Origin of the sequence: Massilia forsythiae, from assembly GCF_012849555.1 — a bacterium.
GTDB classification, from domain to species: domain Bacteria; phylum Pseudomonadota; class Gammaproteobacteria; order Burkholderiales; family Burkholderiaceae_D; genus Telluria; species Telluria forsythiae.
Genome location: NZ_CP051685.1, coordinates 1,362,837 through 1,387,270, shown reverse-complemented (window position 1 = coordinate 1,387,270; position 24,434 = coordinate 1,362,837). Strand labels below are relative to the sequence as shown.

Below are 24,434 nucleotides of genomic sequence, written 5' to 3'. Positions count from 1 at the left end.
CATGCCCACCGTCTCCCAGCTGCTGCTGTACCCGATCAAATCCTGCGCCGGCATCTCGGTCGATGCCGCCGTGCTGCACGAATCCGGCCTGGCCGCGCAGGGCGTGCACGACCGCGAGTGGATGGTGGTGACGGAAACCGGCCAGTTCCTGACCCAGCGCGAACATCCGCGCATGGCATTGATCCGTCCGCGCCCCGACGGCGACACGCTGCGCGTGAGCGCGCCCGGCATGGACGACCTGGTGCTGCCGCTGGCCTGGCGCGACGACGCCCCGTCCAGCCGCGTGCGCGTCTGGGACGACGAGGTCGAGGCCGCCGATTGTGGCGCCGCCGCCGGCGCCTGGTTCACCCGTGCGCTCGGCCTGGAAGGCATCACCCCGTGCCGCCTGGCGCGCTTCCGGCGCGACGTGGTGCGCCCGACCAGCGTCAAGTGGACGAATGGGGTGCCGTCGCAGACGCGCTTCGCCGACGGTTATCCGCTGCTGCTGATCGGCCAGCCGTCGCTGGACGACGTCAACCTGCGCATGCGCGCCGCCGGCCGCGCTGCGCTGCCGATGGACCGCTTCCGGCCCAACATCGTGATCGACGGCCTGGAAGCCTTCGAAGAGGATTACGTGGGCGCGCTGCGCACCATTGCGCCGGCAGGCGAGGTGGTCGAGTTCAAGCCGGTGAAGCCGTGCGCGCGCTGCCCGATCCCGTCGATCGACCAGGCCACCGGCATCCCCGGCCCCGATCCGCTGGTCATCATGCAATCGTTCCGCGCCAATGCGCGCCTGGAAGGGGCGGTGTGCATGGGCATGAATTGCATCGTGACCGAAGGCGCCGGCGGCGAATTGCGCGTGGGCCAGGCGCTCGACGGCGAAATCGCGTTCTGATGCGGCATGCCGCGCCCGGCGATCCGGGGCCCGGCAATCCGGCGGCCGGCGATCCGGCGGCCGACGACACGCCGGCGCAGGTATCGCCACTGGTGATCCTGCTGCACGGCGTCGGCGGTACGCCAGCCGACATGGCGCCGCTCGCCGCGCTGGTCGAGACGGCCCTGCCGCGGGCGCGCATCGCCGCGCCGCCGGCCGCGCTGCCCTACGACCTCGGCCCGCACGGTTTCCAGTGGTTTTCGGTGGACGACATCGACGAGGCCGTGCGGCCGGGGCGCATCGCCGCTGCGCTGGACGCCTTTGTCGCCACCGTCGAAGCGCTCCAGCGCGCCCACGGGGCAGGTCCGGCGGACACCGTGCTGGTCGGCTTTTCGCAAGGCGCGATCATGGCGCTGGCAGCCTGCGCGCAACACTGGCTGGCGCACCATGTGGTCGCCATCGCCGGGCGCTTCGCGCCGCTTCCGGTGTGCTGGGAACGGCGCACCGTGGTCAGCCTGGTGCACGGCCGCATGGATGGCGTGATGCCGGTGGCACACAGCGAACTGGCCGCGGCGCGCCTGGCCGAACTCGGCGCCGACGTACGCCTGCAACTGGTGCCGCGCGGGATCCATATGCTGACGCCGGCGCTGCTGGCGCCGGCGGTCCATGCTGTGCTCGAAGAGTCGACATTCGATATTGGTCGAAGACGCTAGTCAGTTAATTTCAGCCATCGACCAAGTTTGGAAAAATTATTCCAAGAAGCTGGTTAGTGTTGGAATTTTTTACAGTCGAGCTCGGCATTTTTCATGCGTGTTGGATAAGCCTTTGAATTTTAAATATATCTTTGTTCTGGCACAGTAGTTGCTTATATCCGTGTATCTGGCTTTGTCACACTACTTAATGGATATCAAGATGAACGCAGTTTCGAAAACCGTCCTGGCCTGCACCGCCACCGCCGCCTTCCTGTTCGCTGGCGCCAGCGCCGGCGCGGCCGAATTCAACCAGTTCACCGTCCAGCCGGTTGGTACCAAGGCCGCCTTTACCGCCGATAAGATCACCGGTAACTACAGCGAAGTCGCTACCTTCAACGGCGACGGCACCTTCAACGTGTCGCTGTACTGGGATGCCGGCCAGTTCGTCACCAATGGCGGCAACATCGGCTTGGCTGCCCGCACTACCGGCCTGGGCACCGACTACGGCCTGTATGCCGTGTACACCGCGTCGGGCACCGTCAACACCGTGAACGGCGCCACCACCTTCACTTTCGTGCCGGGTACCGGCAACCTGTCGCTGTACCTGGACCTCGGCGCCGTCACCGCGGTTGGCGCCACGCCGTCGAACGGCTCGAGCGCATTCACCTTCACCGGCAACGAGACCGATGTCCTGCTGGCCAGCGGCGACCCGATCTCGGGCCTGGGCACCCTGGATCCGAACCTGAGCACCTGCGGCAGCAACGGCATCAACTGCGGCAGCGTGGGTTCCACCACCACCTTCGAACTGACCGAAGTCGGCAAGACCTTCTTCGTGGCGCCGAACCCGTTCTACAGCCTGTCGTTCCAGTCGAGCCACCTGAACAACTTCAGCCCGACCGGCACCCAGCTCATCAACGGTTCGCTGGACGTGGTGTTCAACCAGAGCACCGACGTGCCGGAACCGGCTTCGCTGGCCCTGCTCGGCCTGGGCCTGCTGGGCCTGGGCTTCGCGCGCCGCCGCAAGTCCTGATCGGGCGCGCGCCCGCTAGGGTGCGCCTCGCCGACGCGTCGTCCATGAAATCCACTGCCGCCTGCGGCAGTGGATTTTTTTATTCCCGCATATACCTGTCCGACGGGCATCCTCACAACGTTTTACATCGCGCCGCGCGTTTTTTCGTTTGCAAGGCGGCGTACTTGGCGTACCGTTATGGTTCTTGCTGAAAGGAATGATTAATGCATGAGGGCGGCGCCGGTGTGCGCGAACTGAAGGCCGAGAACGAAGCGCTGCGCGGGCAGCTCGCCAGTCTCATCGAGCAGGCCGAGAACAACTACGCGATCATGATGCGGCACCAGGCATTCGACCTCGAGATCGTGGGCGCCGCCGGTTTCCAGGAACTGGTCGCCACCATCTTCCGCCAGCTGCCGGTGATTTCCGACCTCGACGTCGTGACCCTGTCGCTGGTCGATGCCGGCGCCGACATCTATACCGTCATGCACAAGCTGGGCGTGGATTTCGAGGCGCTGCCCAACCTGCTGTTCCACGAGCATGCCGGGGCGCTCGGCCACGACCTGGCGCAGGACGCCCCGAAACCGCTGCTCGGTCCGCACGACCCGGCGCTGCACCGCATGGCCTTCCCGCAGCCGCCGGCCGGCCTGGCCAGCGTCGCCCTGGTGCCGCTGCTACGCAACAAGCGCCTGCTGGGCAGCCTGAACCTGGGCAGCCGCGATCCCGCGCGCTTCACGCCGCTGCTCGGCACCGACTTCGTCGAGCACATGGGTTCGATCATCGCGATCTGCCTGGAAAACGTGATCAGCAACGAGATGTTGAAGTACATCGGCCTGACCGATGCGCTGACCGGCGTCTATAACCGCCGCTACATGGACCGCCGCCTGGTCGAGGAGATCGGCCGTGCGCGCCGCCAGACTTACCGCGTCTCGTGCATGTACATCGACATCGATCATTTCAAGCAGGTCAACGATGTCCACGGACACGGCGCCGGCGACGAGGTGCTGCGCGAAGTTGCGGCGCGCATCAAGGCGGAGCTGCGCATGTCGGATGCGCTGGGGCGCTTCGGCGGCGAGGAATTCGTGGTGCTGCTGATCGACGCCGACCTCGACAGCGCGAGCCTGGTGGCCGGGCGCATCCGCGCCGGCGTGGCCGACCAGCCGTTCCTGCTGGCGGACGGGACGATGCTGTCGGTGTCGGTGTCGATCGGGGTGGCCACGCTCGACGATTTCGAGCGCGACCATGCGATCGAGGGCGTGGCGCAGCAGTTGGTGGCGCAGGCCGACCAGGCGTTATACGAAGCCAAGGAAAGCGGACGGAACAGGGTGGTGGCGCGGTAGGGTGGACGTGGCCGGCGAGGCGGCTTTGCCGTCCACCCTACCGCAACAATTTTCCTTCCGCGCGCGTCACCGCCGCGCCGGTCCCGCGCAACACCACCACGTCGCCGCCCAGCAGTTCCGTTTCCGGCCCCGGCTCGATGCGGTTGATGCCGCGCCGCACCGCCGTCACCTCGGCGCCGAATTCGTCCAGCCCCAGCTCCGCGATGCAGCGTCCGACCGCGGCGGCATCCTCCTTCAGCGTCACCGAATGCAGGCGCACGTAGCTGTGCGCCGGGTCGTCGCTGACGTCGCTGGCGCCGTGGAAGAAGCCGCGCAGCGAGGCGTAGCGCTCGTCGCGCGCGGCCTGCACCCGGTGCACCACCCGGCGCAGCGGCACGCCCATCACGACCAGCGCGTGCGAGGCCAGCATCAGGCTCGATTCCAGCGCTTCCGGCACCACCTCGGTGGCGCCCGCCTTTTTCAGCACGTCCAGTTCGGTATCGTCGTGGGCGCGCACGATCACCGGCAGCTTGGGCGCCAGCTCGTGCACCAGATGCAGTACCTTGATCGCCAAGCGCGTGTCGGCGAAGGTGATCACCAGCGCGCTGGCGCGGTTGATGCCGGCCGCGATCAGGCTTTCGCGCCGGGTGCAGTCGCCGTACGAGACGTTGGCGCCGCCGCTGCGCGCCTCCTGCACCCGTTCCGGATCGAGGTCGAGCGCGTACCACGGCAGCTTTTCCTCGGACAGCAGGGTGGCCAGGCTCTGGCCGCTGCGCCCGAAGCCGGCGATGATCACGTGCTTCTGCGCCGCCATCGTGCGGCTGGCCAGCTGGGTCAATTGCAGCGACTGCAGCATCCATTCGTTGGACGCCACCTTCATGGCGATCTTGTCCATGTTGGCGATGACGAACGGCGCGATCAGCATCGACAGCACCATCGAGGCCAGTACCAATTGGATCAGGAACGGGTCGATCAGCTTCGAGCCGGAAGCCAGGCTCAGCAGCACGAAGCCGAATTCGCCGGCCTGCGCCAGCGCCAGGCCGGTGCGCATGGCCACGCCGTCCGACGAGCCGAAGGCCTTGGCCAGTGCCGCGATCAGCGCGAATTTCAGCAGCACCGGCAGCAAGAGCAGGAGCAGCACGATCCACCAGTTGGCCAGCACCAGCTGGACGTTGAGCAGCATGCCGATGGTGATGAAGAACAGCCCGAGCAGCACGTCGCGGAACGGCTTGATGTCTTCTTCCACCTGGTGTTTGTATTGGGTCTCGGAGATCAGCATGCCGGCCACGAACGCGCCCAGCGCCATCGACAGGCCGGCGTGCTCGGTAATCCAGGCCGCGCCCAGCGTCACCAGCAGCAGGTTCAGCATGAACAGTTCCTGCGAGCGGCGCTTGACCACCACCGTGAACCACCAGCGCATCAGCTTCTGGCCGAAGAACAGCAGCAGCGCCAGCACGGCGGCGGCCTTGACGGCGGCCCAGGCCAGCGTCATCGCCAGCTCTTCCGCCGGCTTGGCCAGCGACGGGATCAGGATCAAGAGCGGCACCACGGCCAGGTCCTGGAACAGCAGGATGCCGATGATGCGCCGTCCATGCTCGCTTTCCAGTTCCAGGCGCTCGGTCAGCAGCTTCGAGACGATCGCGGTGGACGACATCGCCAGCGCGCCGCCCAGCGCCAGGCCGGCCTGCCAGCCGATCCGGAACGGCAGGTTGCGCATGACGAGCGCGCCCAGCACCGTCACCACGACGGTCAGGCTCACCTGCGCCAGGCCCAGGCCGAACACGATGCGCCGCATCGCCTTCAGCTGCGCCAGCGAGAATTCGAGGCCGATCGAGAACATCAGGAACACCACGCCGAATTCGGCCAGCGCGTGGGTGGAAGGGCCGTTGTCGGCCAGGTTCAGGGCGTTCGGGCCGATCAGCACGCCCACCGCCAGGTAGCCCAGCATGGGCGGCAGGTGCAGCATGCGGAATGCGACCACGCCGAGGACGGCGCTGCCGAGGAGGAGGAGGGTGAGTTCGAGGCCGGATGTCATGTGGTGCGATACGCCTCCGGCTGCGTGCGGCCGTGATCCGGGGCCGTCATGTGTTTTGTTACCACTGGCAAGTTTCTTGCTTTCCCAATTCGGCTATACTTTGACTATGAGTGTAACCCATGAACAAATAATGCTGACAAGTTTTGACGAGGCCAGCGCCCGGCGCGCCCTGGCGCTGGCCGGCGAGGCGCTGGAGATCGAGGCCGACGCGATCCGCAAGCTGCACGCGCGCCTCGGCCGGGACGACAGCGTGCCGCGCGCGGTGGCGCTGATGCTGGCCTGCCGCGGCCGCGTGGTGGTGTCCGGCATGGGCAAGTCCGGCCACATCGCACGCAAGATCGCCGCCACGCTGGCTTCCACCGGCACCCCGGCGCTGTTCCTGCACCCGGCCGAAGCCGCGCACGGCGACCTCGGCATGGTGACCGCGCAGGACGTGTTGGTCGCGATCTCGTATTCCGGAGAGAGCAGCGAGCTGGCGGTGGTGCTGCCGGCGGTAAAACGCATGGGCGTGCCCGTGATCGCCATGACCGGCAAGCCGGCCTCGCGCCTGGCGCAGGTGGCCGACGTGCACCTTGACGTCTCGGTCGACAAGGAAGCCTGCCCGCTGAACCTGGCGCCGACCACCAGCACCACGGTCACGCTGGCGCTGGGCGACGCCCTCGCGGTGGCGCTGCTGGAACTGCGCGGCTTCAAGCCGGACGATTTCGCGCGCTCGCATCCGGGCGGTGCGCTGGGCCGGCGCCTGCTGACCCACGTGCGCGACGTGATGCGCAGCGGCGCCGCGGTGCCGCAGGTGGCGCCCGATGCGCTGCTCACCGACGCGCTGCTGGAAATCTCGCACAAGGGCATGGGCATGACCGCCATCGTCGATGCGGATGGGCGCCCGGTCGGCGTGTTCACCGACGGCGACCTGCGCCGCCTGATCGAGAAGGGCCAGCATTTCGGCCAGCTGCGCATCCGCGACGTGATGCACCTGGAGCCGCGCCGCATCCATCCGGACCGGCTGGCGGTCGACGCGGTGGCGGTGATGGAGGAATTCCGCATCAACCAGATGCTGGTGACCGGCGACGACGGCAAGCTGGTGGGCGCGCTGCACATCCACGACCTCACGCGCGCCAAGGTGATCTGATGACGAACACCTTGGACTCGCAACTCGAGCACATCCGCCGCGCCGCGCGCGTCAAGGTCATGATCTTCGACGTCGACGGCGTGCTCACCGACGGCAGCCTGACCTACAACGCCGACGGCGAGGCCACCAAGACCTTCTTCGTGCTGGACGGCCTCGGCATCCAGCTGCTGCGGCGCACCGGCGTGCGCACCGCCATCATCAGCGCGCGCAATTCGCCGATCGTGGTGCGGCGCGCGGCCGACCTCGGCATCGACCACGTGTTCCAGGGCCAGCACGACAAGCGCCTGGCCTTTGCCTCGCTGCTGCAGGAAACGGGCGTCGCGGCCGAGGAGTGCGGCTACATCGGCGACGACGTGATCGACCTGCCGTTGCTGTCGCGCGTCGGCTTCGCGGTGGCGGTGCCGAGCGGCCATCCGGAAGTGCAGCACCGCGTGCATTACGTGACGAAAAACCCGGGCGGGCGCGGCGCGGTGCGCGAAGTGTGCGACCTGGTGATGCGCGCGCAGGGCACCTACGACCAGGCGCTGGCGCCGTATTTCGGGTAACGCGATGGCACCGGCGAACTATAAACGCACCGCCCACCGCTGGCGTTTGCTGGCCCTGATGCTGACCGGCGTGTTCTTCGCGTTCGGCAGCTTCTGGCTGGTGCAGATCATGCAGCGCGGCGGCGACGGCAACCCCGACGTCAACCTCGGCGACGCGCCCGACTACATCATCGAGAACTTCAGCTTCGTGCGCATGTCGGAAACCGGCAAGCCGAAGTACGTGATCTCGGGCGCGCGCCTGACCCACCGCCCGGCCGACAACACCTCGGTGATCGACAAGCCGGTGGTGCAGAGCATGACGGTCGAGCACCCGCGCATGACCATGACCGCGAATACCGCGCACATCAACCAGGACCAGAACCAGATCGACCTGGCCGGCAACGTCGACATCCACCGTCCCGGCAACGCCACCACGCAGCCGATGCAGATCCGCACCGAGGCATTGACCCTGCTGCCGGACGAGGACATCGCCAAGACCGACCGCAAGATCGACATGACGCTCGGCGCCACCGCCGTCACCGGCACCGGCATGATCGCCAACAACGCCACCCAGCAGATCCACCTGGGCGGGCGCGGCCAGATCGTCTATCCGCCGCGCGGCAAGCGCTGAAGCGCCCATCACAAGGACCCGTAACCAATGAAAAAACTATTCGCCGTCGTTGCCCTGTCGCTGGCAACGCTCACCGCCTGGGCCGAAAAGGCGGACTCGCTCAAGCAGGCCGTGATCAAGTTCGATACCGGCGACGTCGACGAGGTCAGGCAGACCCGCACGCTGACCGGCAACGTGGTGGTGGAGCGCGGCACGCTGACGCTGAAGTCGGACAAGGCCGTGCTCAAGGAATCGCCCGAGGGCTACATGCTGGTGACGCTGACCGCGGCGCCGGGCAAGGTCGCCAGCTTCCGCCAGAAGCGCGACGGCGGCCCCGACCTGTGGATGGAAGGGCAGGCCCAGCGCATCGAGTACGACGAGCGCACCGAACTGGTCAAGCTGTTCTCGAACGCGGTGGTGCGCCAGCTGGAAAACGGCAAGCTGTCGAGCGAAGTCAACGGCGCCTTCATTTCCTACGACAACCGCACCGAGGTGGCCAACGTGCGCAACGACGCCAGCGGCCAGACCAAGGCGGGGCAGGGCCGCAACACCATCATCATCGCGCCGCGCCGCAATGCGAATGCGGCCGCCGCGCCGGCCGCCGCCGCACCTGCCGTGGCTGCGCCTGCGGCCGAGGGCAGCCGATGATGGACGTCCGCCCCGAAGCCGCCGTGGTCGAATGCAGCGGCGGCAGCACCCTGGTCGTCAAGGGCCTGCAAAAGAGCTACGGCAAGCGCCTGGTGGTGCGCGACGTCTCGCTGCAGGTCGCCTGCGGCGAAGTGGTGGGCTTGCTCGGCCCGAACGGCGCCGGCAAGACCACCTCGTTCTACATGATCGTCGGCCTGGTGCCGTCGGACGCCGGCAGCATCGACATCAACGGCACCGACGTGACGAGCATGCCGATCCACCGGCGCGCATTGCTGGGACTGTCGTACCTGCCGCAGGAAGCCTCGGTGTTCCGCAAGCTGACGGTGGAAGAGAACATCCGCGCCGTGCTGGAGCTGCAGCGCGAGAACGGCAAGCGCCTGGGCAAGGAGCGCATCCGCGAGCGGCTCGACGAACTGCTGGCCGAACTGCAGATCGAGAAGCTGCGCGAGAGCCCGGCGCTGTCGCTGTCGGGCGGCGAGCGGCGGCGCGTGGAGATCGCGCGCGCGCTGGCCACCAATCCGCGCTTCGTGCTGCTGGACGAACCGTTCGCCGGCGTCGACCCGATCGCCGTGATCGAGATCCAGCGCATCGTGCGCTTCCTGAAGGAGCGCGGCATCGGCGTGCTGATCACCGACCACAACGTGCGCGAGACGCTCGGCATCTGCGACCGCGCCTACATCATCAACCAGGGCGCGGTGCTGGCATCCGGGCGTCCCGACGACATCATCGCCGACGAGTCGGTGCGCCGCGTCTATCTCGGCGAACACTTCCGCATGTAGTCATGAAACAGTCGCTGCAACTCAAGACCTCGCAACACCTGGCACTGACCCCGCAGCTGCAGCAGTCGATCCGGCTGCTGCAGCTGTCCACGCTCGAACTGCACCAGGAAATCGAACAGGTGCTGAGCGATAACCCGCTGCTGGAACGCCTGGACGATCCGCTCGACCGCTCGGTGCGCCTGCTGGCCGACGGCGCCATCAACAACAACGCCGGCACGTCGACGACCCCGTCGAACGAGGCGCCCAACGCGGAAGCCAACGGCCAGGAAGGCGGCGCCGCTGCCGAGAACGGCGAAGGCGGCGAAGCCAGTGGCGACGAGGGCGGCGGCGCAGCCGAAGGCGCGGATGCCGACTGGGGAGAGACGGGACGCGCCAGCGGCAATGGCGACGACGAGGACGGCCGCCCGCAGCTGGAAGCCAGTCCGGTCTCGCTGCGCGAGCATTTGATGGAGCAGTTGCGCCTGACCTGCTTCGCCGCGCGCGATTGCGCGCTGGTGGAACTGGTGATCGACGCGCTCGACGACAACGGTTACCTGGAAGAGCCGTTGGACGACATCCACGCGCGCCTGCCGCAAGAGCTGGAAGTCGAGTTCGACGAGCTGCGCACCGCGCTGGCGCTGGTGCAGAGCATGGACCCGCCCGGCGTCGGGGCGCGCAGCGCGGCCGAGTGCCTGGCGCTGCAGATCCGGCGCATGCACGGCGTGCCGCTGGTGACGCGGCGCATGGCCCTGGTCATCGTCGAGCGCTACCTGAGCTGGTTCGCGCAGCGCGAATTCAACAAGCTGAAAAAGGCGCTCGACTGCGACGACGAAGACCTGCGCGAGGCGCAGGCGGTGATCCGCCAGTGCAATCCGCATCCGGGTGCGGCATTCGCAGCGGACGTGTCCGACTACGTGGTGCCGGACGTGATCGTGCGCCGCGCCAAGGACGGCTGGAGCGTGCAATTGAATCCGGAAGTGATGCCGCGCCTGCGCGTGAACAGCGTGTACGCGTCGCTGCTGAAACAGGGCAAGAGCGAGAGCCAATTGAGCGCGCAATTGCAGGAAGCGAAGTGGCTGATCAAGAACATGCGCCAGCGTTTCGACACGATCCTGCGCGTGGCGCAAGCCATCGTCGATCGCCAGCGCAACTTTTTCTCCCATGGCGCGGTTGCCATGCGTCCCCTTGTTTTACGCGAGATAGCTGATACACTAGGCCTACACGAGAGCACAATTTCTCGGGTTACAACTCAAAAATACATGCTGACGCCGCATGGCATGTTCGAGTTGAAGTACTTTTTTGGGAGCCACGTTGCGACCGAGGCGGGCGGTGAAGCGTCCTCGACGGCAATCCGGGCTCTGATCGTGCAACTTACAGGAGCGGAAGACCCCAAGAATCCCTTATCGGATAGCAAGATTGCGGACATGCTGGGGGAGCAGGGCATGGTGATTGCGCGCCGCACGGTCGCCAAGTACCGTGAAGCCTTGAAGATTCCACCCGTCAGCCTCCGCAAATCCTTGTAGCCGGCCTTCGTATCAAGCGCTGTTCGCCGCATTTTCCCCAAAGCCCGGACAGCTGCGTATCTTCAAAGGAGTGTGTATGAATCTCACCATCAGTGGACATCACCTGGATGTAACCCCCGCCATCCGAGAATACGTACAGAACAAGCTCGAGCGCATCACCCGCCATTTCGATCAAGTGATCGACTCCCACGTCATCCTCTGCATCGACAACCTCACCGAGAAAGAAAAACGCCAGAAGGCCGAGATCAACCTGCGTGTCGCGGGCAAGATCGTGCACGTCGCCAGCGCGGCCCACGACCTGTACGCAGCGATCGACATGCTGATGGACCGTCTCGACCGGCAAGTGCAGAAGTACAAGCAGATGCTGCAAAATCACAGTCGCACGGCGCTCAAGCATCTGTCCGATGCGGGCGATGCCGACGACGTTCCCGCCACGGCATAAGCCGGCTGCAGCAACGACAACGAAGGGCGCATCGGCGCCCTTTTTGCTTGATGGACGTCCGCAAAATACCATGAACCAACACGTGCACGCCCGCGTCGTCAACCGCACCGGCATCCTGACGCTGGACCGTCCCAAGGCCCTCAATTCCCTGTCGCTCGACATGGTGCGTGCGCTCACCGCGGCGCTGCTGGCGTGGCGCGCGGACGATGGCGTCGATGCCGTCGTCATCGGCAGCACCAGCGACAAAGCCTTGTGCGCCGGCGGCGACATCCGCTTTTTCCACCAGGCCGGCGGCGCCACGCCCGGCACCGGCAGCGCGCTGCTGGAAGATTTCTTCACCGAAGAATACACGCTGAACCACCTCGTGCATTTTCATGGTAAACCGTATATATCGTTGATGGACGGCGTGGTGATGGGCGGCGGCATGGGCATCGCCCAGGGCGGCCCCGGCTGCGGCCTGCGCATCGTGACCGAGCGCACCAGGATGGCGATGCCGGAGGTGAACATCGGCATGTTCCCGGACGTCGGCGGCAGCCATTTCCTGGCGCATGCGCCGGGCCGGCTCGGCGTCTACCTGGGCGTGAGCGGCGCCACCATCGGCGCCGCCGACGCGCTGTATGCCGGCCTGGCCGACCTGTTCGTGCCCGCCGCCCGGCTGGACGGCTTGCGCGCACTGGTCGGCAGCGTGCCCGGCGCCGCACTGCCCGAAGCGATGCGCGCCTTCGCCGCGCCGTTCGCAGCGCAGGCCGGAGACAGCGAGCTGAGCGCGCAGCGCGCGTCGATCGACCGCCATTTCGGCGCTGCCTCGGTGGCGGACATCGTGGCGTCGCTGGCCGGCGACCCGGACCCGTTCGCCCAGGCCGCCCTGGCCGCGATGCGGCGCCGCTCGCCCTTGATGATGTGCGTGACGCACGCGATGCTGGCGCGCGCCGCCGGCATGGACTTTGCCGATTGCCTGCGCATGGAGCGCAGCCTGGTGCGGCGTGCGTTCGAGCACGGCGAGATCCTGGAAGGCGTGCGCGCGCTGGCGGTCGACAAGGACAATGCGCCGCGCTGGAACCCGCCGGCGCTGGAACAGGTGACGCCGGAAATGATCGAACGCTTCTTCGCACCGGTATGGCCGCCGTACGCGCATCCGCTGCGCCATCTCTGAACCGTTTCATCGATCCCTGGGAGGATGCATGGACGCCGAGTCGATACCGCCGCAGTCGATACCACAGTCATGGCGGGCATCCCTGGCCGGCTGCCGCTGGACGCGCCAGGAAACCGGTTGCTCGGAGGCGCAGGTGTGGCGCCTGGATGCGCCCGGCCGTCCCGCGCTGTTCGTCAAGGCCGAACCCGCGGGTCCGCTGTCGGAACTGGCCGACGAGGCGGCGCGCCTGCGCTGGCTGGGCGCAAGCGGCATTCCCTGCGCGCCGGTGCGTGGCGAGGCGCACCACGCCGGCCACGACTGGCTGCTGCTGGGCGCCGTGCCCGGCAGCGACCTGGAAGCGAGCGGCATCGATCCCGGTGCCGGCGTCGCGCTGCTGGCCGGAGCGCTGCGCGCGCTGCACGCGCTCGATCCGGCCGGCTGTCCGTTCGACCACCGCGCCGCGCTGCGCATCGAACGCGCCGATGCGCGCCTGCAGGCGGGCCTGGTCGACACGGACGACCTGGACCAGGGTCACCGTGGCCTGGCGCCGGTCGAGCCGTTGGCGCGCCTGCGCGCGCAGGCGCCGCTGCGCGAAGAGCCGGTGGTCGCGCACGGCGATGCCTGCCTGGCGAACGCGATCGTGAACGAGGGCCGCTTCAACGGCTGGATCGATTGCGGCAGGCTGGGCGTGGCCGACCGCTGGCAAGACCTGGCGCTGGCCACGCGCGACATCGGCGACACCTGGGGAGAAGAATGGGTCGCGCCCTTCCTGCGCGCCTACGGCGCCGCACCGGACCCGGCGCGCAATGGGTTCTACCGCTTGCTCGACGAATTCTTTTGAAACGCCGCGCCGTTCAGGTCAGGGCTGTTCGCGGTGCCGCACCACTACCCGCTCGCTGTCGCTGAAGTAGGCGCCCAGGCGTTCCGCCATGTACACCGAGCGGTGCTGGCCGCCGGTGCAGCCGACCGCCACCGTCAGGTAGCTGCGGTTGTCCTTCTTGAACGAAGGCAGCCACTTGGCGACGAAGGCGCGCACGTCGGCCAGCAGCTCGATCGCCTGCGGCTGGGCGTCGAGGAAGGCGATCACCGGCGCATCCCTGCCGTTCAGCGGGCGCAGCGTCACGTCGTAGTACGGGTTCGGGACGGCGCGCACGTCGAACACGAAGTCGGCGTCGAGCGGCACGCCGTGCTTGAAGGCGAAGGATTCGAAGAACAGCGTCAGCGGCGCGTACTCGACCTCGGCCAGTTCCTTGACCCAGGCGCGCAGTTTATTCGCCGACAGTTCCGAGGTATCGATCACGTGGCCCAGCTTTTCGATCGGCAGCAGGCGCTCGCGCTCTTCCAGGATGCATTCGATCAGCGTGCGGCGCGAGGCCGGATTTTCTCCCGGGCGCAGCTCGTGCGACAGCGGGTGGCTGCGCCGCGTCTCGGAAAAGCGCGCCACCAGCGAATGGGTGCTGGCGGTCAGGTAGATCACCTTGACGTGATGGCCTTCTTCGCGCAGCGCAGCCACGGTGTGCGGCAGCTCGGCCAGCGACTGGGCGCTGCGCGCATCGACCGCCACGGCGACGCACCGGGTGTGTTCGCCGTCGACGGTGCGGACCAGGGCCGGCAGCAGCGGCGGCGGGAGATTGTCGACGCAATAATAACCTGCGTCTTCGAGGACGTTCAGGGCAACGGATTTACCGGAGCCCGAGATACCGGTAATGAGAAGGATGCGCATGCGGCGATGATAGCATCGGCGCGGCATCGACGCAGGCCCTGATCGCCGTCAATCGCTGCTCATCGCCTGGCGCTGGCGTTCCATGAATTCCTGCAAGGTATCGATGCCGCGCAGTTGCAGGATCGTGTTGCGCACCGCCGCCTCCAGCAGCACCGCGATGTTGCGGCCGGCCGCGACCGGAATGACGACCTTGCGGATCGGCAGGCCGAGCACGTCCTCGGTCGGGAAGTGGAAGGGCAGGCGTTCCACTTCTTCGTCGAGCGCTCCGCGCTTGACCAGGTGCACGATCAGTTTCAGGCGCATCTTGCGGCGCACCGCGGTCTCGCCGAAGATCGCCTTGATGTCGAGCAGGCCCAGGCCGCGCACTTCGAGCAGGTTTTGCAGCAGCGGCGGGCAGCGCCCCTCGATCATGTTGGGCGCGATGCGCGAGAATTCGACCGCATCGTCCGCCACCAGGCCGTGCGAGCGCGAGATCAGTTCCAGGCCCAGTTCGCTCTTGCCCAGGCCGGAATCGCCGGTGATCAAGACGCCTACGCCGAGCACGTCCATGAACACGCCGTGCATGATGACGCGCTGCGCCAGCTTCTTCGACAGGTACACGCGCAGGAAGTCGATCACCTGCGCCGCCGGCAGCGGCGTCGAGAACAGCGGAATGTTCTGCTCGTCGCAGATGGCGAGGATGTCGGGCGGGGTGTCGAGGCCTTGGGCGATGATCAGCGCCGGCGGACCGCCGCCGATCAGTTCGCCGATCACGTGGCTGCGCGACCCCGACTTCAGGCGCTGGTAATAATTCAATTCCTGGTGCCCGAACACCTGGATGCGGCCCGGGTGGATCAGGTTCAGGTGGCCGACCTGGTCGGCGGCCGAGACCGCGTCGCCCGAGATCAGGCGTTCGCCGCCGGGAAAGCCGGCGAACCAGCCCAGTTGCAGGCTGTCGCGGTTGTCGTCGTACAGCCGTTGGATGGTCAGCGGAGTCTGCAGCATGGCGGCGCCATCAACCCAGGGCTTGCAGGCTGGGCTGCCAATTGATGATGCGCTCGTGCACTGATTTCGGATCGGGATCGGTGGCCAGCGCCGTGCGGATCGCTTCGTCCGAGAACAGTTCCGCGATCTCGGACAGGATTTCCAGGTGCTGCTGGGTCACATGGTCCGGAATCAGGAGGAAGAACAGCAGTTTGACCGGCTGCCCGTCCGGCGATTCGAACGGGATCGGCTCGACCAGCCGCACGAACGCGGCCAGCGGCGCCTTTAAACTCTTGCTGCCCTTGATGCGCCCGTGCGGCACCGCCACGCCGTGGCCCAGGCCGGTCGACCCGAGGCGCTCGCGCGCGAACAGGTTGTCCGACACGGTCGAGCGGGCAATGCCGCAGTTGTTTTCGAAAATCAGGCCGGCCTGTTCAAAGGCGCGCTTCTTGCTCGAGACTTCCAGGTCGAGCTGGACATTCTCGAGCGAGAGGATTTTGCTTAAATTTGTCATAACACGCTTCGATATTGCGAAGCACCACCAGTGCTTGCGAGCGGGAATTATAGGCCCGTTTCATGGCCGTGACATTCGATTTCGCATACACCGGACAGGGTGTTTCGTCTCTGCTGCAAACGGGTTGCCGCACGCTTTACAAGCCACGAAAGGCAATGCGCAATTTCCTATGCGAAATCAAAGATTTTACGCATGAAAACGCGTCGGCAAGGCGCCTGCGCCGATTTTTCTGGCAGGCGCCGCGCCGTCCATGCGTAGCGCATAGGCAGCGGAATCATTGCCGGATCGATCACGGCACCCGGCCCTTGTCGCCTGAAACGGACAGCAGATGGGGACGAACTGCCGCATTTCACGCGGCCTCGCCCATCCGGTGCCATCCTTATTGACGCGCCGTGCGCAAATTCGGCGGTTTTCCCGTGCTGAAATTGGCGCGCCACGGGTTGATGTCGAGCCCGCCGCGCCGGGTGTAGCGGGCATACACCGCCAGCTTGTTCGGTTTACACTCGCGCAAGATGTCGGTGAAGATTCGCTCGACACATTGCTCATGGAATTCGTTGTGTTCGCGGAAGCCGATCAGGTATTTCAGCAGGGCTTCCTGGTCGATCTGCGGACCGGCGTAATGGATCTGCACGCTGGCCCAGTCCGGCTGGCCCGTCACCAGGCAATTCGATTTCAGCAGGTGCGACACCAGGACTTCCTCGACCGCCGCTTCCTCGTGGTTCGCCTTCAACCATTGCGGCGACGGGGTGTAGCTGTCGATCTCGACGTCGAGGCGGTCCAGCAGCAGGCCGTCCAGTTCGCCCATCTTGCACTTGCCGAACTCTTCCGGCATGGTCACGCTCACATGCACCGGCGCACCAAAGGCGTTCGACAAGTCTTCGCGCAGCAGCGCCAGCAGCGCATCGCCGTTGGCCAGGCGCGTCTGGTTGAAGGAGTTCAAATACAGCTTGAAGGATTTCGACTCGACGATATTCGGCGAATCGGCCGGCGCGGTGATGGTCGCCAGCGCCACCTGCGGCTTGCCGCGCATGTTCAGCCACGACAATTCGTAGGCGTTCCAGATGTCGACGCCGAAGAAGGGCAGGGTGCCGGTCAAGCCGAGTTCGTCGCGCTTTTGCTGGCGCGGAATCGGGAACAGCAATTCGGGCGCGTACTGGGTCTGGTAGGCCGAGGTTTTGCCCAATGGAGATTGATCAGGGGTATTGTTCATGGTCTTGTCTCGCAATGCCGGTGAAGAGATCGACATGCCGGCCCGGCGGCGGCAAAGCGGCGTATCGTACACCTTTCTCGGCAATGCGGGGCGCGGGAACGGAGAGCGATGCAAGGTCATCGCACGAATCGCCGTAGGGTGGATGGCTCCACCCGGCATCATGCATCGACGCGGCGTATGCGCCATCCCACGCGTTCACAAAAACAACTTGTACACCGGATTCGCGCTCTCGTCCCAATGGCGGTAGCCCAGGCTCGCCAGGAATTCCCGGAACTCGTCCATTTCCCCGCCCGGCACCTGCAAGCCGACCAGGATCCGCCCGACGTCACCGCCCTGGTTGCGGTAGTGGAACAACGAAATATTCCAGTTCGGCGCCATGCTGTCGAGGAAGCGCATCAGTGCCCCCGGACGCTCCGGGAACTCGAACCGGTACAGCAACTCGTGCCGCGCCAATGTACTCTTGCCGCCCACCAGGTGCCGGATGTGCAGTTTCGCCAGCTCGTCGTGCGTCAGGTCGAGCGTGCGGAACCCGTGTTCCTCGAAGGTGCGCGCCAGCGCACCCGACTCGCTGCGGTTGCCCACCTGCACGCCGACGAACACGTGCGCCTCGCGCTCGTCGCTGATGCGGTAATTGAATTCCGTGACGTTGCGCGGCCCGACCAGCGAACAAAAACGCTTGAAGCTGCCGCGCTGCTCGGGAATCGTCACGGCGAACACCGCCTCGCGGTCTTCGCCGACCTCGGCGCGTTCGGCCACGAAGCGCAGGCGATCGAAGTTCATGTTGGCGCCGCAGGCCACCGCGACCAGGGTTTCGTTCTTCACCGGCTGGCGCGCCATCTGGGACCGTTCGACATAGGCCTTGGCGCCGGCCACCGCCAGTGCGCCGGCCGGTTCCAGGATGCTCCTGGTGTCCTGGAACACGTCCTGGATCGCGGCGCAGATGGCGTCGGTGTCGACGATGATGATCTCGTCCACGACTTCCTTGGCCAAACGAAAAGTTTCCTCGCCCACCAGGCGCACCGCGGTGCCGTCCGAGAACAGGCCGACGTCGGGCAGCGTCACGCGCTGGCCGGCGCGCAGGCTTTTTGCCATCGCATCCGAATCGACGGTCTGCACGCCGACGATCTTGATGTCCGGCCGCACCGCTTTCACATAGGCGCCGATGCCGGACACCAGCCCGCCGCCGCCGATGGCCACGAAGATCGCATGGATCGGGCCGGCATGCTGGCGCAGGATTTCCATGCCGATCGTGCCCTGGCCGGCGATCACGTCCGGGTCGTCGAACGGGTGCACGAAGGTCAGGCGCTGTTCGCGTTCCAGCGTCAGGGCGTGGTTGTAGGCATCGGTGTACGAATCGCCGTGCAGCACGATTTCGACGCTGGCGCCGCCGCGCGCCTTGACGGCATTGATTTTTACCGGCGGGGTGGTGGTCGGCATCACGATCAGCGCGCGGCAGCCGAGGCGGCAGGCCGACAGCGCCACGCCCTGCGCGTGGTTGCCGGCCGAGGCGCAGATCACGCCGCGCTTCAATTGTTCCGGCGACAGGTGGGCCATCTTGTTGTAGGCGCCGCGCAGCTTGAAGCTGAACACGCTCTGCATGTCTTCGCGCTTGAAATAGATGCGGTTGTCCATGCGCTGCGACAGGGTGGGGGCCAGTTCCAGCGGCGTTTCTTGGGCCACGTCGTAGACGCGCGCGGTCAGGATTTTCTTGAGGTAATCGATGGTCATGTTCGGATGCAGGCTGCGAGTTGTCGAGATGCCCTTCCGGATTCCGGGGCGACGTGCCGGTGACGTGGAACGGGCGGACGCGGCGGCACGGCGGCGAGACGAGCGCCGGCGTGGATGCGCGTGCCGTTCCAGGTAGCGGCGGGACTGTCCTGCGGGGTGGGTAACCGCGGCGTGCAGTGCGGCGGGCGGCGCCGGGTGAGCGTGGCCAACCGTGTCGTTACGATGGGTTGCTCCTCATTATAATGGACCGCTCCGCCGCCAACCTCCTTCCCATCGATGATCGAATCCGCCGTCCTCTGGCTGCTGAAATTCCTTGCCGTGCCGAGCGTCGGCCTGACGTCGGTGTTCCTGATCAGCTTCGTGTCTGCCACCCTGGTGCCGCTCGGGTCCGAACCGGCCGTGTTCGCGGTGGTCAAGGCCAATCCCGCCATGTTCTGGCCGGTGATCCTGGTCGCCACCCTCGGCAACACGATCGGCGGCGCGGTCGACTACTGGATCGGTTATCGGGCCAAGGTCGCTTTTGCCAAGGAGCGCAAATCGCGCTGGTTCCACTGGCTGGCGAAATATGGTGCGAAGACCATGCTGCTGTCGTGGGTGCCGGGCATCGGCGACCCGCTGTGCACGCTGGCCGGCTGGCTGCATCTGCCGTTCTGGCCGAGCGTCATGTACATGATGATCGGCAAGTTCGGCCGCTATGTGTTCATGACGGTGACGCTGCTGTACGTGCCGGATGGCTGGTGGAAGTGGATCGGGGAAACGACCAGCCGCCTGATCGGCTGAACAGGCCGCATCGTGACGGTTGATCGCACCCGGACGGCGCCTGCGGCACCCGGTATGGATAAGTTGCCTGCTTGTCTAGCGCGCCAAGTTTTCTGTGGTAAATCGGCGATTTTCCAAAAAGAAATTTAATCGAAAGGGGGTTTTTCCGCGGCTTCCTGCTTTTTGCGCCCCTTGTAAATCGTTCCCTGCCCAGCGTGTTGCAGCGCAATGGGCTAGAATGGCTGTCCTACGCGTCAGTACGTCAGCCGATCTCATGAACGCTCCTGCCAACATCCACGCCCTGCTCGAAGACAACGCGCCGACCCGTTTGCGCGAAATCCCCTATAACTACACCTCGTTTTCCGACCGCGAGATCGTGATCCGCCTGCTGGGCGAATCGTCCTGGAAACTGCTCGACGAATTGCGCGGCGCGCGCCAGACCGGCCGCTCGGCGCGCATGCTGTACGAGGTGCTGGGCGACATCTGGGTGGTGCGCCGCAACCCGTATCTGCAGGACGACATGCTGGACAATCCCAAGCGGCGCGCCAAGCTGATCGAGGCGCTGCACCACCGCCTGGGCGAAGTCGACAAGCGGCGCCTGACGGTCGATGCGGGAGAAGGCGTCGATGCGGCCGCGGCGGCCGCATCGACGACCCGCAGCAGCGCGGTGGAGCAATTGCTGGCAGCGGCGCGCAAGGCGGTCGACGATTTCGGCCGCGAATTCTCCGACATGTACGACCTGCGCAAGCGCGCACGCGCCGTGCTGGGCCGTTATACCGACAAGCGCAACATCCGTTTCGACGGCATGCACCGTACGTCGCACGTGACCGACGCCACCGACTGGCGCGTCGAGTACCCGTTCCTGGTGCTGGTGCCGGACAGCGAAGACGAGATGGCCGGCCTGGTCAAGGGCTGCATCGAACTCGGCCTGACCATCATCCCGCGTGGCGGCGGCACCGGCTATACCGGCGGCGCGATCCCGCTGTCGCCCTTGTCGGCGGTGATCAACACCGAAAAGCTGATCCAGATGAGCGAGGTCGAGCTGACCCGCCTGCCGGGCGTGGAGCGCGAGTACGCGACCGTCTACACCGGCGCCGGCGTGGTCACCCAGCGCGTCTCGCAGGCTGCCGAAAAGGCGGGCTTCGTGTTCGCGGTCGACCCGACCTCGGCGCACGCCTCCTGCGTCGGCGGCAACGTCGCCATGAACGCCGGCGGCAAGAAGGCGGTGCTGTGGGGCACGGCGCTGGACAATCTCGCTTCCTGGCGCATGGTCGACCCCAACGGCGACTGGCTCGACGTCACCCGCGTCGACCACAACCTGGGCAAGATCCACGACGTGCCGGTCGCCACGTTTACCTTGGAATGGCGCCATCCGGTGCCCAAGGGCAGCGAGCGCGCGCAACCGTTCCGCACCGAGACCCTGTCGATCGAAGGCCGCCGCTTCCGCAAGGAGGGTCTCGGCAAGGACGTGACCGACAAGTTCCTGGCCGGCTTGCCGGGCGTGCAGAAGGAGGGTACCGACGGCTTGATCACCTCGGCGCGCTGGATCCTGCACAAGATGCCGAAGTTCACGCGCACGGTGGCGCTGGAATTCTTCGGCCAGGCGCGCGACGCCATCCCGTCGATCGTCGAGATCAAGGATTACCTGGACCAGTTGCCGAAAAGCGGCAAGCCGGAATTCGCCAGCCTGCGCCTGGCCGGCCTGGAACACCTCGACGAGCGCTACCTGCGCGCGGTCGGCTACGCCACCAAGTCCAAGCGCGGCACCATGCCCAAGATGGCGCTGTTCGGCGACATCGTCGGCGACGACGAGAACGCCGTGGCGCTGGCCGCCTCGGAAGTGGTGCGCCTGGCAAACACCCGCGTGGGCGAGGGCTTCGTTGCCGTCAGCCCGGAAGCGAGGAAGAAATTCTGGCTCGACCGCTCGCGCACCGCGGCCATCGCGCGCCATACCAACGCTTTTAAGATCAACGAAGACGTCGTCATTCCTTTGAACCGCATGGGCGAGTACACCGATGGCATCGAGCGCATCAACGTCGAGTTGTCGGTCAAGAACAAGCTGCAACTGGTCGAGGCGCTGCACGCCTATTTCGCGGCCGGCAACCTGGAACTGGCCAAGAGCGACGACGCCAATGGCGAAGGCGTGCCGGTGGAAGAGTTGCTGGGCGACCGTCCGCAGCAGGCCGAGGCGCTGCTGGCCCAGGTGGCGGCGCGCTGGGGCTGGCTGATGGCCAACCTGGACATGCCCTTGAGCGAGGCGCGCAACAAGCTGGCCGACGTCGGCCTGGACGGTTTATTGGCCGCCTTCGAGGAGCGCATCGGGCGCCAGCCGGACGCCACCCTGTTCGACGTGGTGCAGGACCACACGGTGCGCGTGTCGTGGAAGAACGACATCCGCGCGCCGCTGCGCCAACTCTTCAACGGCGCCTCCTACAAGCCGATCCTGGACGAGGCCACCGCCATCCACAAGCGGATCTTGCGTTCGCGCGTGTTCGTGGCGCTGCACATGCACGCCGGCGACGGCAACGTGCACACGAATTTGCCGGTCAACTCGGACGACTACGCCATGCTGCAGGACGCCCATAAAGCGGTCGAGCGCATCATGAAGCTGGCGCGGTCGCTGGACGGCGTGATCTCGGGCGAGCACGGCATCGGCATCACCAAGCTGGAATTCCTGACCGACGAAGAGATCCGCGAATTCCGCGAATACAAACAGCGCGTCGATCCGGAAGGGCGTTTCAACAAGGGCAAGCTGCTCGATACCGAAGCGGTGGCGGCCGACCTGCGCAATGCCTATACGCCGTCGTTCGGGCTGATGGGGCACGAGTCGCTGATCATGCAGCAGAGCGACATCGGCGAAATCGCCAACAGCATCAAGGATTGCCTGCGCTGCGGCAAGTGCAAGCCGGTGTGTACCACCCACGTGCCGCAATCGAACCTGCTGTACTCGCCGCGCGACAAGATCCTGGCGACCTCGGCGCTGATCGAAGCCTTTTTGTACGAGGAGCAGACCCGGCGCGGCGTGTCGATCCGCCACTGGGAAGAGTTCGAGGACGTGTCCGACCATTGCACCGTGTGTCACAAGTGCGTGACGCCATGTCCGGTGAACATCGACTTCGGCGACGTGTCGATGAACATGCGCAACCTGCTGCGCAAGATGGACAAGCGCAGCTTCAAGCCCGGCAACCGCGCCGCCATGTTCTTCCTGAACGCGACCGACCCGACCACCATCAACGCCACCCGCAAGGCGATGGTCGGGGTCGGCTTCAAGGCACAGCGCCTCGGCAACGCGTTATTGAAAGGCCTGGCCAAGGAGCAGACCAAGGCGCCGCCGCCGACCACGGGGAAAGCGCCGGTGCGCGAGCAGGTGATCCATTTTATTAACAAGAAGATGCCGGGCAATCTGCCGAAGAAGACGGCGCGCGCCCTGCTCGACATCGAGGACGACAAGGTCATCCCGATCATCCGCAACCCGAAGCTGACGAACGCCGACACCGAGGCCGTGTTCTACTTCCCCGGCTGCGGCTCCGAGCGCCTGTTCTCGCAGGTCGGCCTGGCGACCCAGGCGATGCTATGGGAAACCGGCGTCCAGACCGTGCTGCCGCCGGGCTACCTGTGCTGCGGCTATCCGCAACGCGGCGCCGGCCAGTACGACAAGGCCGACAAGATGATGACCGACAACCGCGTGCTGTTCCACCGCATGGCGAACACGCTCAATTACCTGGACATCAAGACGGTGCTGGTTTCCTGCGGCACCTGCTACGACCAGCTGGCGACCTACGAGTTCGACAAGATCTTCCCCGGCTGCCGCATCATGGACATCCACGAATACCTGCTGGAAAAGGGCGTCAAACTGGAAGGCGTGACCGGCACGCGCTACATGTACCACGACCCCTGCCACACGCCGATGAAGCTGCAGGACGCCACCAAGACGGTGAATGCGTTGGTGCAGACCGTGGACAACGTCAAGATCGAGAAGAACGACCGCTGCTGCGGCGAGTCCGGCACCTTCGCCGTGTCGCGCCCGGATATCTCGACCCAGGTGCGTTTCCGCAAGGAGCAGGAAATGGACAAGGGCGCGGATAAATTGCGCGCCGACGGCTTCGACGGCAAGGTCAAGATCCTGACCAGCTGCCCGTCCTGCCTGCAGGGCTTGTCGCGCTACAACGAGGATTCGGGCACCAGTGCCGACTACATCGTGGTCGAGATGGCGCGCCATCTGCTGGGCGAGAACTGGATGCCGGACTACGTGGCCAAGGCTAACAACGGCGGCATCGAGCGGGTGCTGGTATGACGTCCGCCCTGGAGCTGGTCGATGCGCCGGTCGAACCGGGCAAGCTGGCCGGTTGCGAACTGTGCGAATTGACGGCGGTGGCGGCCGCCACGGGCGTGCCGGCGCTGCCGGTGCTGTCGGCCACGCAGGCGCAGGGCGTGCTGGCGCCGGTCGTGCTGCGCCATGAGAAATTCATCGTGATCCTGGTGGACGACCCCGCCTACCCCGGTTTTGCACGCGTGATCTGGAACGACCACGTGCGCGAGATGAGCGACCTGGCCGACGAAGACCGCCTGCTGCTCAACGATGCGGTGTGGAAGGTGGAGCAGGCGCTGCGCGAAGTGATGCAACCGCTGAAGGTCAACCTGGCCAGCTTGGGCAACCTGGTGCCGCACCTGCACTGGCACGTGATTCCACGCTATGCGGACGATGCGCATTTCCCGGCGCCGGTATGGGCGCCGGCGGCGAGCCTGCCCCCGCCGGCGGTGCTCGATGAAAGAAGGGCGCTATTGCCGCAATTGGCAGAGGCGATCACGCGCAAGTTCGCAAGCCGTTAAAATACGCTACCCACGTCGTTCCCGCGCAGGCGGGAA

Annotated in this window: 22 protein-coding genes; 16 read left to right on the top strand and 6 right to left on the bottom strand. The window is 66.0% G+C overall.

The features are described from left to right. Position 1: 1 nt before the first annotated feature. From HH212_RS05940 to HH212_RS05925, 4 genes are all read left to right on the top strand, one after another. A complete protein-coding gene (locus HH212_RS05940) occupies positions 2-874 on the top strand; it encodes an MOSC domain-containing protein (RefSeq protein WP_169434584.1) in 873 nt (290 codons plus the stop codon). Further along, positions 874-1,566, top strand: coding sequence for an alpha/beta hydrolase family protein (locus HH212_RS05935; RefSeq protein ID WP_169434583.1), 693 nt, complete (start codon positions 874-876; stop codon positions 1,564-1,566). The genes HH212_RS05940 and HH212_RS05935 overlap by 1 nt, the downstream gene beginning before the upstream one ends. 199 nt (positions 1,567-1,765) lie before the next feature. After that, positions 1,766-2,575, top strand: a complete 810-nt coding sequence (gene pepA, locus HH212_RS05930; protein ID WP_169434582.1) for a flocculation-associated PEP-CTERM protein PepA — start codon at positions 1,766-1,768, stop codon at positions 2,573-2,575. A 203-nt stretch (positions 2,576-2,778) separates the two neighbouring features. Continuing rightward, a complete protein-coding gene (locus HH212_RS05925; protein WP_169434581.1) occupies positions 2,779-3,891 on the top strand; it encodes a GGDEF domain-containing protein in 1,113 nt (370 codons plus the stop codon). A gap of 37 nt (positions 3,892-3,928) precedes the next feature. Here the strand turns inward: HH212_RS05925 and HH212_RS05920 are convergent, their stop codons facing one another. Continuing rightward, positions 3,929-5,905, bottom strand: a complete 1,977-nt coding sequence (locus tag HH212_RS05920; RefSeq protein ID WP_169434580.1) for a monovalent cation:proton antiporter family protein — start codon at positions 5,903-5,905, stop codon at positions 3,929-3,931. Between the two features lie 130 nt (positions 5,906-6,035). Here HH212_RS05920 and HH212_RS05915 point away from each other — a divergent pair, with 130 nt between their 5' ends. The 9 genes from HH212_RS05915 to HH212_RS05875 all read left to right on the top strand — a co-directional run bounded on the left by HH212_RS05915 (position 6,036) and on the right by HH212_RS05875 (position 13,512). Continuing rightward, a complete protein-coding gene (locus HH212_RS05915; protein WP_211172460.1) occupies positions 6,036-7,034 on the top strand; it encodes a KpsF/GutQ family sugar-phosphate isomerase in 999 nt (332 codons plus the stop codon). Further along, on the top strand, positions 7,034-7,579 hold the full coding sequence (locus HH212_RS05910; protein ID WP_169434578.1) for a KdsC family phosphatase: 546 nt from the start codon (positions 7,034-7,036) through the stop codon (positions 7,577-7,579). The genes HH212_RS05915 and HH212_RS05910 overlap by 1 nt, the downstream gene beginning before the upstream one ends. Positions 7,580-7,583: 4 nt before the next feature. Further along, positions 7,584-8,189, top strand: a complete 606-nt coding sequence (gene lptC / locus HH212_RS05905) for an LPS export ABC transporter periplasmic protein LptC (RefSeq protein WP_169434577.1) — start codon at positions 7,584-7,586, stop codon at positions 8,187-8,189. A gap of 27 nt (positions 8,190-8,216) precedes the next feature. Beyond that, positions 8,217-8,816, top strand: a complete 600-nt coding sequence (lptA, locus tag HH212_RS05900; RefSeq protein ID WP_169434576.1) for a lipopolysaccharide transport periplasmic protein LptA — start codon at positions 8,217-8,219, stop codon at positions 8,814-8,816. Beyond that, on the top strand, positions 8,813-9,595 hold the full coding sequence (gene lptB, locus HH212_RS05895) for an LPS export ABC transporter ATP-binding protein (RefSeq protein WP_229217593.1): 783 nt from the start codon (positions 8,813-8,815) through the stop codon (positions 9,593-9,595). Before lptA ends, lptB begins: the two co-directional genes overlap by 4 nt. Positions 9,596-9,597: 2 nt before the next feature. Further along, the gene (locus HH212_RS05890) at positions 9,598-11,097 is read left to right on the top strand and encodes an RNA polymerase factor sigma-54 (RefSeq protein WP_169434575.1); all 1,500 of its coding nucleotides are present in this window, start codon (positions 9,598-9,600) and stop codon (positions 11,095-11,097) included. Between the two features lie 76 nt (positions 11,098-11,173). Next, on the top strand, positions 11,174-11,539 hold the full coding sequence (gene hpf, locus HH212_RS05885) for a ribosome hibernation-promoting factor, HPF/YfiA family (protein WP_169434574.1): 366 nt from the start codon (positions 11,174-11,176) through the stop codon (positions 11,537-11,539). Between the two features lie 70 nt (positions 11,540-11,609). After that, positions 11,610-12,692, top strand: a complete 1,083-nt coding sequence (locus tag HH212_RS05880) for an enoyl-CoA hydratase/isomerase family protein (RefSeq protein ID WP_169434573.1) — start codon at positions 11,610-11,612, stop codon at positions 12,690-12,692. Positions 12,693-12,720: 28 nt separating this feature from the next. After that, positions 12,721-13,512: an APH(3') family aminoglycoside O-phosphotransferase gene (locus tag HH212_RS05875; protein ID WP_169434572.1), complete on the top strand. Its 792-nt coding sequence runs from the start codon at positions 12,721-12,723 to the stop codon at positions 13,510-13,512. A gap of 18 nt (positions 13,513-13,530) precedes the next feature. On the opposite strand, the gene rapZ is transcribed toward HH212_RS05875, so the two are convergent. The 5 genes from rapZ to ilvA form a co-directional block, all read right to left on the bottom strand. Continuing rightward, complete coding sequence (gene rapZ, locus HH212_RS05870; RefSeq protein ID WP_169434571.1) at positions 13,531-14,394, bottom strand: RNase adapter RapZ; 864 nt, start codon at positions 14,392-14,394, stop codon at positions 13,531-13,533. Between the two features lie 48 nt (positions 14,395-14,442). Further along, a complete protein-coding gene (gene hprK / locus HH212_RS05865) occupies positions 14,443-15,378 on the bottom strand; it encodes an HPr(Ser) kinase/phosphatase (protein WP_169434570.1) in 936 nt (311 codons plus the stop codon). 10 nt (positions 15,379-15,388) lie between these two features. Beyond that, entirely contained in the window at positions 15,389-15,871 is a 483-nt protein-coding gene (locus HH212_RS05860; protein ID WP_169434569.1) for a PTS sugar transporter subunit IIA, read from the bottom strand. A gap of 379 nt (positions 15,872-16,250) precedes the next feature. Next, the gene (queF, locus tag HH212_RS05855) at positions 16,251-17,081 is read right to left on the bottom strand and encodes an NADPH-dependent 7-cyano-7-deazaguanine reductase QueF (protein WP_169434568.1); all 831 of its coding nucleotides are present in this window, start codon (positions 17,079-17,081) and stop codon (positions 16,251-16,253) included. A 195-nt stretch (positions 17,082-17,276) separates the two neighbouring features. Continuing rightward, positions 17,277-18,809 (bottom strand): threonine ammonia-lyase, biosynthetic, encoded by a 1,533-nt coding sequence (gene ilvA, locus HH212_RS05850; protein WP_169434567.1) that lies wholly within the window; start codon positions 18,807-18,809, stop codon positions 17,277-17,279. A 276-nt stretch (positions 18,810-19,085) separates the two neighbouring features. On the opposite strand from ilvA, the gene HH212_RS05845 reads away from it, so the two are divergent. The 3 genes from HH212_RS05845 (at position 19,086) to HH212_RS05835 (ending at position 24,398) form a co-directional block, all read left to right on the top strand. Then, positions 19,086-19,589 carry a YqaA family protein gene (locus tag HH212_RS05845; RefSeq protein WP_169434566.1) on the top strand — a complete coding sequence of 168 codons (504 nt, stop codon included), beginning with the start codon at positions 19,086-19,088 and terminating at the stop codon, positions 19,587-19,589. A 253-nt stretch (positions 19,590-19,842) separates the two neighbouring features. Then, positions 19,843-23,862 carry a DUF3683 domain-containing protein gene (locus HH212_RS05840; protein WP_169434565.1) on the top strand — a complete coding sequence of 1,340 codons (4,020 nt, stop codon included), beginning with the start codon at positions 19,843-19,845 and terminating at the stop codon, positions 23,860-23,862. Continuing rightward, complete coding sequence (locus HH212_RS05835; protein ID WP_169434564.1) at positions 23,859-24,398, top strand: HIT family protein; 540 nt, start codon at positions 23,859-23,861, stop codon at positions 24,396-24,398. The genes HH212_RS05840 and HH212_RS05835 overlap by 4 nt, the downstream gene beginning before the upstream one ends. The last annotated feature ends 36 nt before the right edge of the window (positions 24,399-24,434 follow it).